General features: G+C 56.8%; 14 protein-coding genes. 6 read left to right on the forward strand and 8 right to left on the reverse strand.

All coding sequences use genetic code 11. The features are described from left to right. Positions 1 to 29: 29 nt before the first annotated feature. Positions 30 to 1478, reverse strand: coding sequence for a tRNA uracil 4-sulfurtransferase ThiI (thiI, locus tag AC007G_RS03715; protein ID WP_032689256.1), 1449 nt, complete (start codon positions 1476 to 1478; stop codon positions 30 to 32). A gap of 302 nt (positions 1479 to 1780) precedes the next feature. Here thiI and xseB point away from each other — a divergent pair, with 302 nt between their 5' ends. The 4 genes from xseB to AC007G_RS03735 all read left to right on the forward strand — a co-directional run bounded on the left by xseB (position 1781) and on the right by AC007G_RS03735 (position 5844). Further along, on the forward strand, positions 1781 to 2023 hold the full coding sequence (gene xseB / locus AC007G_RS03720) for an exodeoxyribonuclease VII small subunit (RefSeq protein WP_032689257.1): 243 nt from the start codon (positions 1781 to 1783) through the stop codon (positions 2021 to 2023). Then, positions 2024 to 2923 (forward strand): (2E,6E)-farnesyl diphosphate synthase, encoded by a 900-nt coding sequence (gene ispA / locus AC007G_RS03725; RefSeq protein WP_032689258.1) that lies wholly within the window; start codon positions 2024 to 2026, stop codon positions 2921 to 2923. A gap of 16 nt (positions 2924 to 2939) precedes the next feature. Continuing rightward, positions 2940 to 4802 carry a 1-deoxy-D-xylulose-5-phosphate synthase gene (gene dxs, locus AC007G_RS03730; protein WP_032689259.1) on the forward strand — a complete coding sequence of 621 codons (1863 nt, stop codon included), beginning with the start codon at positions 2940 to 2942 and terminating at the stop codon, positions 4800 to 4802. A 67-nt stretch (positions 4803 to 4869) separates the two neighbouring features. Then, entirely contained in the window at positions 4870 to 5844 is a 975-nt protein-coding gene (locus AC007G_RS03735; RefSeq protein WP_046853029.1) for an aldo/keto reductase, read from the forward strand. 50 nt (positions 5845 to 5894) lie between these two features. Here the strand turns inward: AC007G_RS03735 and pgpA are convergent, their stop codons facing one another. The 6 genes from pgpA to nrdR all read right to left on the reverse strand — a co-directional run bounded on the left by pgpA (position 5895) and on the right by nrdR (position 10124). Beyond that, positions 5895 to 6401, reverse strand: coding sequence for a phosphatidylglycerophosphatase A (gene pgpA, locus AC007G_RS03740; protein ID WP_032696553.1), 507 nt, complete (start codon positions 6399 to 6401; stop codon positions 5895 to 5897). Then, positions 6391 to 7365, reverse strand: coding sequence for a thiamine-phosphate kinase (gene thiL / locus AC007G_RS03745; RefSeq protein ID WP_032689262.1), 975 nt, complete (start codon positions 7363 to 7365; stop codon positions 6391 to 6393). The genes pgpA and thiL overlap by 11 nt, the downstream gene beginning before the upstream one ends. Positions 7366 to 7441: 76 nt before the next feature. After that, positions 7442 to 7861, reverse strand: coding sequence for a transcription antitermination factor NusB (nusB, locus tag AC007G_RS03750; protein WP_004858621.1), 420 nt, complete (start codon positions 7859 to 7861; stop codon positions 7442 to 7444). 22 nt (positions 7862 to 7883) lie between these two features. After that, complete coding sequence (gene ribH / locus AC007G_RS03755) at positions 7884 to 8354, reverse strand: 6,7-dimethyl-8-ribityllumazine synthase (protein WP_004858618.1); 471 nt, start codon at positions 8352 to 8354, stop codon at positions 7884 to 7886. Between the two features lie 213 nt (positions 8355 to 8567). After that, complete coding sequence (gene ribD, locus AC007G_RS03760; protein ID WP_142630467.1) at positions 8568 to 9671, reverse strand: bifunctional diaminohydroxyphosphoribosylaminopyrimidine deaminase/5-amino-6-(5-phosphoribosylamino)uracil reductase RibD; 1104 nt, start codon at positions 9669 to 9671, stop codon at positions 8568 to 8570. A 3-nt stretch (positions 9672 to 9674) separates the two neighbouring features. Beyond that, positions 9675 to 10124, reverse strand: coding sequence for a transcriptional regulator NrdR (nrdR, locus tag AC007G_RS03765; protein ID WP_004858609.1), 450 nt, complete (start codon positions 10122 to 10124; stop codon positions 9675 to 9677). Positions 10125 to 10272: 148 nt separating this feature from the next. On the opposite strand from nrdR, the gene AC007G_RS03770 reads away from it, so the two are divergent. Then, positions 10273 to 10815 carry a SadB/YajI family lipoprotein gene (locus AC007G_RS03770; protein ID WP_032696628.1) on the forward strand — a complete coding sequence of 181 codons (543 nt, stop codon included), beginning with the start codon at positions 10273 to 10275 and terminating at the stop codon, positions 10813 to 10815. 292 nt (positions 10816 to 11107) lie between these two features. Then, positions 11108 to 11992 (forward strand): nucleoside-specific channel-forming protein Tsx, encoded by an 885-nt coding sequence (locus tag AC007G_RS03775; RefSeq protein ID WP_032689264.1) that lies wholly within the window; start codon positions 11108 to 11110, stop codon positions 11990 to 11992. A 93-nt stretch (positions 11993 to 12085) separates the two neighbouring features. On the opposite strand, the gene AC007G_RS03780 is transcribed toward AC007G_RS03775, so the two are convergent. Then, entirely contained in the window at positions 12086 to 12766 is a 681-nt protein-coding gene (locus tag AC007G_RS03780) for a helix-turn-helix transcriptional regulator (RefSeq protein ID WP_046853030.1), read from the reverse strand. Between the last annotated feature and the right edge of the window lie 11 nt (positions 12767 to 12777).

Here is a 12777-nt window from a genome sequence, read left to right on the forward strand (position 1 = left end):
TATCCGGGATGACCGTGATTGTTCGCGGTTTACGGGCGGTAAACCTTCACGTTCTCAAAGCCCTGCTCACGCAGGTACAGCGCCTGCAGACGGCTCATCACGCCGCGTTCGCACCACAGCAGCCAGGTTTTGCTCTGGTCGAGATTGCCGAACTGAGTGCTCAGCTTGTAGAACGGTAATGACACAACGTCAACGCCTTCAACCTTCAGCGGCTTTTCATCCTGTTCGTCTACGGAACGAATATCCAGAATGACGTCGTTCGGGCTAAAGCCGGTCACGGTTTCAACTTCCACCACTTCCTGCTGAGTCTGCTGGGCGATATCGCGAATATCCACGTTATTCGCTTCCGCCACCACTTTATCGAGGATGCTAAAGTCGAAGTTCTCTTCTTCTGCTTCAATCTTCGCCTTCACCGCTTTCACGGTCGGGCTCTTCGAAATCACGCCGCAATACTCCGGCATGGTGCGGGCAAAATCTTCGGTACCGATTTCACGGGCCAGGTCGATGATGTGCTCTTTATCGTGCGAAATCAGCGGACGCAGAATCAGGGTGTCGGAGACATTGTCAATCAGACGCAGGTTGGTCAGAGTCTGGCTGGACACCTGGCCCAGCGCTTCGCCGGTCACCAGCGCCTGCACGCCATAGCGCTCGGCTACTTTCGACGCCGCACGGATCATCATGCGCTTCAGCACCACGCCCATCTGACCATCGTCGACTTTTTCGAGGATCTCCCCCACGACCGGTTCGAAGTTAATCGCCACGAAACGAACGCGGTGCGAGCTGCCGAAGCGGTTCCACAGGTAGTGCGCCACCTGACGAACGCCAATTTCATGCGCCGCGCCGCCAAGATTAAAGAAGCAGTAGTGCACGCGACAACCGCGACGCATCAGCATGTAGCTGGAAACTCCGGAGTCGAAGCCGCCGGAAATCAGCGACAGCACATCTTCCTGAGTGCCGATCGGGAAACCACCGATCCCTTCGTAGCGCCCTTTTACCAGCAGCAGACGATCGTTTTCAATTTCCAGATTGACCGTAATATCCGGGTCAGTCAGCTTCACGCGCGCCGTTTCGATATGCTGGTTCAGGCCACCGCCGACGTAGCGTTCCACTTCGATAGAGGTAAACTCATGCTTGCCGCGACGTTTTACGCGCACGCAGAAGGTTTTGCCTTCCAGCGCTTCACGCCACAGCGGCAACGTTTTCTCAAAAATATCGTGCAGTGAGGTAAACGGGACGTCTTCGACTTCCAGAATATGGTGGATACCCGGGATTCGGGTCAGCGCATCGCGAATAATCGGACGCTGATTTTCGTCTTTCGCGCGAACTTCGATATGATCCCAATGACGAACGACGGCAAGCGTCTCATCATAGTTTTTGAGAACGTTACGAATGTTCCCGGTTAAGATCTTAATGAAGCGCAATCTCACGGATTGGCTTTTGATGGTGATTTCCGGGAACAATTTAATGATAAACTTCATGGCGACAATAGTTCGTTGGCAAGCCCGACGGGGCTTTAAGCAAAAGTTGTACTGCAGTGCACCGCGGTGCCTGCATCCAGGGAGCGCAGTATATCACCATTGAGTACATTGCGCCTCGCATTGCGCGTTTTACATAAAATCATTCAGGATGCTCCCGCGCGACGGGGGCATAACCCACTTGCCAGCCACCCGTTTGCGCGCTTTCGGCAACGATTCCGCGAAAGGATGAGGTGTATATTTGCTTAACCACGTGACTTCGTTACCATATTGGTGTCGCGACATTACAAGAGTCTATATTCACTATGCCAAAGAAAAATGAGGCCCCGGCCAGCTTTGAAACCGCCCTGGGCGAGCTGGAGCAGATTGTTAATCGTCTGGAAAGCGGCGCGCTGCCGTTAGAAGAGGCGCTCAGCGAATTTGAGCGCGGCGTACAGCTGGCGCGTCAGGGGCAGGCCCGATTGCAGCAGGCCGAACAGCGCGTCCAGATTCTGCTGGCCGACAGCGAGGATAGCCCGCTGACGCCGTTGACACCGGATGCTGAATAAATGGACTTCTCGCAACAATTACACGCTTGCGTTGAGCAGGCCAACGACGCGCTACGCCGTTTCCTCGCTCCGCTGCCTTTTCAGAACACTCCACTGGTTGAAGCCATGCAGTACGGCGCACTATTAGGCGGAAAACGCCTGCGTCCGTTCCTCGTCTATGCCACCGGGGAAATGTTCGGCGTCAGCCGGACAACGCTGGACGCGCCGGCCGCCGCCGTCGAATGCATCCATGCTTACTCTCTGATGCATGACGATCTGCCCGCTATGGACGACGACGATCTGCGCCGCGGTCTGCCGACCTGCCACATTAAATTTGGCGAAGCGAACGCAATTCTTGCCGGAGATGCCCTACAAACGCTGGCATTTTCTATACTGAGTGATGCGCCGATGCCTGAAGTGCCGGACAGCGATCGTCTGGCGATGGTTTCGACGCTGGCTCACGCCAGCGGCGTCGCCGGAATGTGCGGCGGACAGGCGCTGGATCTGGAAGCCGAAGGTCATCAGGTTGACCTGCAGGCGCTGGAGCGGATTCATCGCCACAAAACCGGCGCGCTGATCTGCGCCGCGGTGCGCATGGGCGCGCTGAGCGCAGGTGAACGCGGCCGCGCGGCCCTGCCGGCGCTCGATCGCTTTGCGCAAAATATCGGTCTCGCCTTCCAGGTCCAGGATGACATTCTTGACGTGGTAGGGGATACTGCGACCCTTGGCAAACGTCAGGGAGCTGACCAGCAGCTAGGCAAAAGTACCTATCCTGCGCTTCTGGGACTTGAACAAGCGCGTAAAAAAGCGCATGACCTGATTGAAGACGCCCGTCAGTCGCTGAGTGAGCTGGCCGCGCAATCTCTGGATACTACGGCACTGGAAGCGCTCGCGAATTACATAATTCAGCGCGATAAATAAACAATAAGAGTCTCTGATGAGTTTTGATATTGCCAAATACCCGACCCTGGCACTGGTGGATTCCACCCAGGAGTTGCGTTTGTTGCCGAAAGACAGCCTGCCGAAACTGTGCGACGAACTCCGGCGCTACCTGCTGGACAGCGTCAGCCGTTCCAGCGGGCATTTTGCCTCCGGCCTCGGCACGGTCGAACTGACCGTGGCGCTTCACTACGTCTATAACACGCCTTTTGACCGTTTAATTTGGGACGTGGGCCACCAGGCCTACCCGCATAAAATTCTGACCGGGCGCCGCGATAAAATCGGCACCATTCGTCAGAAAGGCGGGCTGCATCCGTTCCCGTGGCGCGGCGAAAGCGAATATGACGTTCTGAGCGTCGGCCACTCATCAACCTCCATTTCTGCGGGTATCGGAGTGGCGATTGCCGCGGCGAAAGAAGACAAACAGCGGCGTGCGGTCTGCGTCATTGGCGACGGTGCCATTACCGCAGGTATGGCGTTTGAGGCGATGAACCATGCGGGCGATATCAAACCCGATCTGCTGGTGGTGCTGAACGACAACGAAATGTCGATCTCCGAAAATGTCGGCGCGCTGAATAATCATCTGGCGCAGCTGCTCTCCGGAAAACTGTACTCTACGCTGCGCGAAGGCGGTAAAAAGGTCTTCTCTGGCGTGCCGCCGATTAAAGAGCTGCTCAAACGTACCGAAGAACATCTCAAAGGAATGGTCGTTCCCGGAACTCTGTTTGAAGAGCTGGGCTTTAACTACATCGGACCGGTGGACGGTCACGATGTACTCGGTCTGGTCAATACGCTGAAAAATATGCGCGACCTGAAAGGGCCGCAGTTCCTGCATATTATGACCAAAAAAGGTCGCGGCTATGAGCCGGCGGAAAAAGACCCGATTACCTTCCACGCGGTGCCGAAATTTGACCATACCAGCGGAGTCCTGCCGAAAAGCAGCGGCGGCCTGCCCTCCTACTCGAAAATTTTTGGCGACTGGCTGTGCGAAACCGCGGCGAAAGACAGCAAGCTGATGGCCGTTACGCCGGCTATGCGCGAAGGCTCGGGCATGGTCGAGTTTTCCAGAAAATACCCTGACCAGTATTTCGATGTGGCGATTGCGGAACAGCACGCGGTGACGTTCGCCGCCGGCCTGGCGATCGGCGACTACAAGCCGGTGGTGGCTATCTACTCTACCTTCCTGCAGCGCGCCTACGATCAGCTGATCCACGATGTCGCTATCCAGAAGCTGCCGGTTCTGTTTGCCATCGACCGCGCGGGAATCGTCGGCGCCGACGGACAAACGCACCAGGGTGCATTCGATCTCTCCTTCCTGCGCTGTATCCCGGATATGGTGATCATGACGCCGAGCGACGAAAACGAGTGCCGTCAGATGCTCTACACCGGCTATCACTACAATGAAGGGCCGAGCGCGGTTCGCTACCCGCGCGGCACCGGCACCGGCGCCACGCTGGAGCCGCTGGCTTCACTGCCGATCGGCAAAGGCGTGGTGAAACGCACGGGCGAAAAGGTGGCGATACTCAACTTCGGCACTCTGCTGCCGGAAGCGGCGCAGGTGGCAGACAAGCTCAACGCCACGCTGGTCGATATGCGTTTTGTCAAACCCCTTGATGATGCGCTTATTTTGCAGCTTGCCGCCGACCACGATGTGCTGGTAACTGTGGAAGAGAATGCCATTATGGGCGGCGCGGGTAGCGGCGTGAATGAGCTGCTGATGGCCCATCGCCGTGTGGTTCCGGTGCTGAATATCGGCCTGCCGGACTTCTTTATTCCCCAGGGAACCCAGGAAGAAGTGCGCGCCGACCTCGGCCTTGATGCCGCCGGTATCGAAGCCAAAATCACCGCCTGGCTGGTCTGAATCCTCTCCGCTAACGGCGCCTGCTATGCTTAAAGGATACCCTTTTTGTTGATAGCAGGAGCCGTTCATGCACTACATCACACCTGAAGCAACCCACCTGCGGGTCTCCCGGCTTTGTCTCGGCTGTATGACCTTTGGCGAGCCGGATCGGGGCAAGCACGCCTGGACCCTGCCTGAAGAGAGCAGCCGACCGCTCATTCAACGTGCGCTGGAAGGCGGCATCAACTTTTTTGATACCGCAAACAGCTACTCAGACGGCAGCAGCGAAGAGATTGTCGGTCGCGCGCTACGCGATTTCGCCCGCCGCGACGAAGTTGTGGTGGCCACGAAGGTATATCACCAGGTCGGGGATCTGCCGGAGGGCCTCTCGCGTGCGCAAATCCTGCGCTCTATCGACGACAGCCTGCGCCGTTTAGGTATGGAATATGTCGATCTGCTGCAGATCCATCGCTGGGATTACAGCACGCCGATTGAAGAGACCCTGGAAGCGCTGAATGAGGTCGTTAAGGCCGGGAAAGCACGTTATATTGGCGCCTCATCGATGCATGCCCGCCAGTTTGCGCAGGCGCTACAGCTTCAGGAGAGCAACGGCTGGGCGCGCTTTGTCACCATGCAGGATCATTACAACCTGATCTATCGTGAAGAAGAGAACGAGATGCTGCCGCTGTGCCATCGTGCTGGCGTATCGGTCATCCCCTGGAGCCCGCTGGCGCGGGGTCGCCTCACCCGTCCGTGGGGCGAAACCACGGCCCGGCTGGTCTCTGATGAGTTTGGTCAATCGCTCTACAGCGCCAGCGATGAAAACGATGCGCAGATTGCACAGAATCTTGCTGAAGTGGCGGAAGAACTCGGTGCCAACCGCGCCCAGGTGGCGCTGGCCTGGCTGCTGAGCAAGCCCGGCGTCGCCGCGCCAATCGTCGGAGCCTCCAGACAGGAGCAGCTCGACGAGCTGCTGGGGGCGGTGGATTTAACGCTGACGCCCGAACAGGTAGAAAAGCTGGAGGCGCCGTACAAGCCGCATCCGATTGTGGGTTTTAAATAAGCGAGCCGCCCGGGCCACAGGCCCGGGCAAACTCACCCCGGGGAGTGAGCTCAGAAAAGACCAATCGGCCAGTGGTGGCCTATCAGATACAGCACGCCGGCGGAGATTACCCCGGCGACAATATCATCGACCATGATCCCCATCCCGCCGTGGATATTGCGGTCAAACCAGCGAATCGGCCACGGTTTCCACATATCAAAAATACGGAAGATAACAAACCCGGCGGCGACCCATTGCCAGTCAAGCGTCGGCAGCGCCATCAAGGTGATCCACATCCCGACAAACTCGTCCCAGACGATGCTCCCGTGGTCGTGCGTGCCCATATCTTTCGCCGTGCGATGGCAGATATAGACCCCGATACAGATGCCCATCATCACCACCAGCGAATAGAGCTGCCAGGGGAGAAAGGTCATCAGATACCAGAACGGAATCGCCGCCAGCGAACCCATTGTGCCAGGCACCACGGGGCTTAACCCGCTGCCAAAACCGGTCGCCAGCAAATGCCAGGGATTCAGCATATTGAGGCGGCTTTTTGCGATATCTTTACTACGCACCAAAGTGATCGTACCCCTGTAAATCCAGCTGGACCGGTTTACCGGATTGCATCAGCTGCAAACCGTCCGCCTCGGCGCTAATCTGTCCAATGCAGGTAAAGCGCGCCCCAAGCTGGCCGATAGCCACATCAAGCGCGCCGCGGTTAAGTTCAGGCACGGTAAAGCACAGTTCGTAGTCTTCACCGCCAGAGAGCGCCCAGCGCAACGCCTGCTCCCTCTCCGCATGGCGCAGCAGCGCATCGGATAACGGCATCGCGTCAAGATCGATCCGCGCGCCGCAGCCGCTGGCCTTCAGAATGTGCCCCAGATCGGAGATAAGACCGTCGGACAGATCGATGGCCGAGCTGGCCAGATCGCGCAGCGCCTGTCCTTGTAACACGCGCGGCATCGGGCGCAAATGGCGCGCCAGCAGGTAGTCGGCGTCAGCCGCTGACTCCACCACCAGACGATCCTGCAAAATGGCCAATCCTGCGGCGCTGTCGCCGGGGGTGCCGGTAACGTATATCCAGTCGCCAGGCTTCGCACCGGAACGCTTCAGAGCACGTCCTGGCGGGACAAAACCGTGAATACCCAGGGTCATCGACAGCGGACCGCGGGTAGTATCACCGCCGATCAGCTGCATATCGTAATAGTTGAGCTGCATGAACAGGCTATCGCTGAACGCTGCCAGCCACGCTTCATCCGCTTCCGGTAGCGTTAACGCCAGCGTCAACCACGCCGGTTCGGCGCCCATCGCCGCGAGATCGCTCAGATTGACCGCCAGCGCCTTGTAAGCCAGATCGGCAGGATCGATATCAGGTAAAAAATGGTTGCCCGCCACCAGGGTGTCGGTGCTGATTGCCAGCGTTTTTTTCTCGGGAATGTTCAGGAGAGCGCAGTCGTCGCCGATGCCGGTTTCCACATCGAGACGCATGCTTTTTACGCGATCAAAATAACGGGCAATCAGGGAAAATTCGCCGCATGCCATACGTTATGCCTCAGCAAAAGAAAAGAATAAGGCCGGACCTTGCGTGGATGACATCCCGCGAGACCCGGCCTGGAGTTTACTTTTTGTTGGGACGAATTGCCGGGGCTGCTTTGTCCAGCACGCCGTTAACAAACTTATGGCTATCTTCGGCGCCGAAGGTTTTCGCCAGTTCGATAGCTTCGTTAATCGCAACTTTGTACGGAACATCGTCACGTTTAGACAGCTCGAACAAGGCGATACGCAGTACCGCTTTCTCCACCTGACCCAGCTCTTCAAGCAGGCGGGACAGGTACGGCTTCATCAGGCCGTCGAGGTATGCGCTGTTAGTCGCCACTCCGGACAGCAGTTCGCGGAAATACAGAACGTCGACATCTTTGACATCCTGTTCCGCCAGGAACTGGTATTCAACATCAGCGATGTCGTTCTGGGACAACTGCCAGGAGTAAAGCGCCTGGACGGCACACTCACGGGCGCGGCGACGAGCAGCAGGTTTCACGGAATTCCCCTTACAAAAAAATTCAGGCCTTGATGGCTTTCAATACGTTAATCATTTCCAGCGCGGTCAGCGCAGCTTCTGCGCCTTTGTTACCGGCTTTGGTACCAGCGCGTTCGATGGCTTGTTCAATGCTTTCTGTCGTCAGAACACCAAAGGCTACCGGGATTTCGCTGTCCTGCGCGACATGTGCGAGGCCATTGCTTGCTCCGCCAGCCACATATTCAAAGTGCGCGGTACCACCACGAATCACCGTACCCAGAGCAATCACTGCGTCATATTTACCGGTTTTAGCCAGCACGCCAGCCGCCAGCGGCAGCTCATACGCGCCTGGAACCCAAACAACGGTAATATTTTCATCTTTTACCTGACCGATGCGCTTGAGTGCGTCAATAGCACCTTCCAGCAGGCTGTCATTGATAAAGTTGTTGAAACGCGCAATGGTGATGGCGACGCGAGCGTCCGGGGTAGCAACGTTAGCTTCAATAATGTTCATACTCTTCCTTCGGGTTCATATAGCCCCGCAAGGGGGGCGGATTCTATCATAATAATTTATACACTTCATCCTTCAAACTGCCTCCGCGTTGGCGGAGCCCGTCGCCCCCGGTCACTTACGGCTGTAAGCCGACGGGGATTCCCGGATTGGCCGCCTCGACGCATCTTGAATGATTTCGCGTAGCGATGCTGTTTTCCCTTGCAAAAGGGAAGATCATGCGCCCACTAAATGCAGGCAAAGATCGGGGCCTACCTGGCGTATCTCGTTGAATTTGAAATGGGGGGCTGCGGCCAGTTTCTCAAGCCCCGGTAGCACGCACAGCCCGCGTGCGTCGCTGCCTAACAGTTTAGGCGCAATATAGACGATAAGCTCGTCCACCAGCCCGGCCTGCAATAATGCGCCGGCGAGCGTCGGCCCCGCTTCCACCCAAATGCTGTTAACCTGCTGTTTGCCAAGCTGCATCATCAGTAACACCAGATCGAGATGGCCGTTATGTTCCGGCACCATCAGCGTTCGCACGCTTTCCGGCCAGCTGCGGTCATCGGCCTGAGTGCGGGCAAACAGCGTCTCTCCCGCCTGCTGCACGATGCGGTGCTCAGGGGTAACGCGATTATGGCTATCGATCACAATACGCAGCGGCTGGCGCAGGTTTTCCTGCGGGTAGCGGGCGCGAATATCGGCATTGAGCTCTTCCCAGCGAACGGTTAATGCCGGATCGTCTGCCAGGACGGTCGCGCTGCTGGTCAGGATCGCATGGCTTTGCGCACGCAGACGCTGCACGTCGCGTCGCGCCTGCGGCGAGGTAATCCACTGGCTTTCGCCGCTGGCCATCGCGGTGCGACCATCCAGAGAAGCGCCCATTTTTAGCTGTATGTAAGGGAAACCGGTGCGCATCCGCTTAAGAAAGCCTTTGTTCAGCGCTTCGGCTTCGCCCATCATCAGGCCGTGGCTGACGTCAATCCCTTCCTGCTGCAGGCGATACAGGCCGCGCCCCGCCACCTGCGGGTTGGGGTCCTGCATGGCGGCCACGACGCGGGAAACGCCCGCGGCAATCAGCGCGTCGCAGCACGGCGGCGTTCGGCCGTGATGACTGCAGGGTTCCAGCGTCACATAGGCAGTAGCGCCCCGGGCTTTTTCGCCGGCCATGCGCAGCGCATGCACTTCCGCATGCGGCTCGCCGGCGCGATAGTGAAAACCTTCGCCGACAATCTCACCGTCCTTGACGATCACACAGCCGACATTCGGATTGGGATGGGTCGTAAAGCGCCCGCGCTGCGCCAGCTTAAGCGCTCGCGCCATGTACATTTCGTCATGCATGGCTTAGTCCTGTAAGCGGGCGATCTCTTCGCCGAACTCTTTGATATCTTCAAAACTGCGATAGACGGAAGCAAAGCGGATATAGGCAACTTTATCGAGCTTTTTCAGCTGCTCCATCACCAGGTTGCCGATCATTTTGCTCGGGACTTCGCGCTCGCCGGTGCCGCGTAAATGGGTTTTGATATGATTGAGCGCCATTTCCACATCATCAGCGCTGACCGGCCGTTTTTCCAGCGCTTTCAGCATTCCGCTGCGCAGCTTATCTTCATTGAAGGGTTCCCGCACATCGTTGCTCTTGACCACACGCGGCATCACCAGCTCTGCCACCTCGAACGTGGTGAAACGTTCGTTACAAACCAGGCACTGCCGACGACGACGCACAGAAGAGCCCTCACCCACCAGACGAGAGTCGATCACTTTGGTATCTACGGCGAAACAGAAAGGGCAATGCATAGCGCGTCCTGACAGGAAGTTAAACTGACAGGTAGTTTACCGCGAAGTGCCCCGACAACAAAGAAAGAGCTTTTGAGACAAAGGATCTATGGCTCGTGGACGGAGACGTTCTACCATGAAGTATCCCCTGAAAACGGAATCCATGACCATGACAAGACGTTATTTGAAGCTGGCAATGCTGACCACTCTGTTCACACTCAGCGCCTGCGCGCAGCAAAGTGAAGTCCGTCAAATGCATGAAAGCGTAAGCACGTTGAGCAAAGAGATGACTCAGCTTAATCAGCAGACGGTGAAAATTACTCAGCAAAACGCGCTGAATGCGAAATCCAGCAGCGGCGTTTATCTTTTGCCCGGCGCCAATACCCCGGCGCGCCTCGAAAGCCAAATCGGCACATTGCGTATGTCGCTGCGTGACATCGCCGCCGACGCCGACGGTACCCGCCTGACGCTGCGTATCCAGGGGGAGTCAAACGACCCGCTGCCGGCGTTTAGCGCCACCGTTGCCTGGGGGCAAATCACCGGCACCACGCAGAATTATCAAGAAGTTAACGTACACGATCGGCTGATTAGCGCCCCCGCCAGCATCCTGGCGCCGAGTGACGTTGATATTCCGCTACGTCTGAACGGCATCACGCCGGAGCAGCTCGGCTTCCTGCGCATTCACGATATTCAGCCCGCAACCGCGCAATAATCGCCTTCACCGGGTGTCGCCGACACCCGGCCCCCCAGCCAAAAATCCATTTACAATTTTTCTAAACAGTTCAGTAAAAATTGACTGTATGGATGAATTTCAGTGGCATTCTGTCAGGAAATGCATAGAATCGTGAACGCAATCGATTACGTATGTTTACGTTATGTGAAACAACACGTATTTTTGTGAGCAATGATTTCTATAATAGACCCCCACAGAAATACGAAATATTTAGCAACGCTTCGGCAACGTTCTTAACGCCTTTTGGCTTAATTTAAACAGTGGCATCATTATGAAAAAAACATTACTGGCAGCAGGCGCCGTACTGGCGCTGTCCACATCGTTCACTGCTGGCGCGGCAGAAAACGATAAACCGCAGTACCTGTCTGATTGGTGGCACCAGAGTGTAAACGTGGTGGGGAGCTACCACACCCGTTTTGGACCGCAAATCCGTAACGATACCTATCTGGAATACGAAGCGTTTGCTAAAAAAGACTGGTTTGATTTCTATGGCTATATCGATGCACCGGTATTCTTTGGCGGCAACAGCACGGCAAAAGGTATCTGGAACAACGGTTCTCCGCTGTTTATGGAAATCGAACCGCGTTTCTCTATCGATAAGCTGACCAACACCGATCTCAGCTTCGGCCCGTTCAAAGAGTGGTATTTCGCCAACAACTATATCTACGATATGGGTCGTAACGATTCTCAGGAGCAGAGCACCTGGTATATGGGTCTGGGTACCGATATCGATACCGGTCTGCCGATGAGCCTGTCTCTGAACGTGTATGCGAAATATCAGTGGCAGAACTATGGCGCATCCAACGAAAACGAATGGGATGGCTACCGTTTCAAAGTGAAATACTTTGTCCCGCTGACCGACCTGTGGGGCGGCTCGCTGAGCTACATCGGCTTCACCAACTTTGACTGGGGTTCCGATCTGGGCGATGACAACTTCTATGACATGAACGGCAAGCACGCGCGCACCAGCAACTCCATCGCCTCCAGCCACATCCTGGCGCTGAACTACGCGCACTGGCACTACTCCGTTGTGGCTCGTTACTGGCATAACGGCGGTCAGTGGGCCGATGATGCGAAGCTGAACTTCGGCGATGGCGACTTCAACGTACGCTCTACCGGCTGGGGTGGTTACTTTGTTGTCGGCTACAACTTCTAATCCAGCCTGATCCCCGACCCGGCGGCTATGCCGTCGGGTCCGTTTCTTCTCCCGGAAGCCGGTTTAGCGCCAGCCAGACGGGAGACATTTCGCTTAACATTTCACCTTGCGTAAAAAATCGCTCAATGAGCGATCGGCACACTCATGAAAGCGCCGCTCCGTCGGGGTGATATCCAGACAGCGGTCAAGGCGGAAGCAGCGGTAATCATCGCGCAGCTCGCACCAGGCAACCAGCATCCAGCGCTCCCCCCAGAAAAACAGCCCCAGCGGCATCACTTCCCGCTGCGTCAACTTCCCCGCTTCGTCACGGTAGTGCAGCGCCAGCACCCGCTGCGTGGATATGGCCTGATGCATGACATCGAAATCGCGTCGGGAATAGTGCTGATTGCCGAAATCCGGGGCAAAAATCCGCGTCTGCTCCGCCTTGCGACGGCTCTCCTCCGGCAGAATCGCCAGCACTTTTTCCTGCGCCGACTCCAGCTCCCGCGACAGCGAATCGCCGCCCCAGGTTTTCAGCAAACGGATAGCCACCATCAGCGCCTCCGACTCACGATTTGTCAGCATCAGCGGCGGCAGATCAAACCCCGACATCAGCCGGTATCCGCTGCCCGCCTCGCCCTCAACCGGAACGCCCGAAAGCGATAAATCGCGAATATCACGGTAGATGGTCCGCTCCGATACGCCGAGCCGCTCCGCCAGCAGGGCGGCCGTTGTCAGCCGCCTGCCTCGCAGAATCTGCACGATTTGAAATAAACGGTCGGCGCGTCGGGTCATTTTCTTTTCAC

It is taken from the genome of Klebsiella sp. CSG-1, from assembly GCF_056521145.1.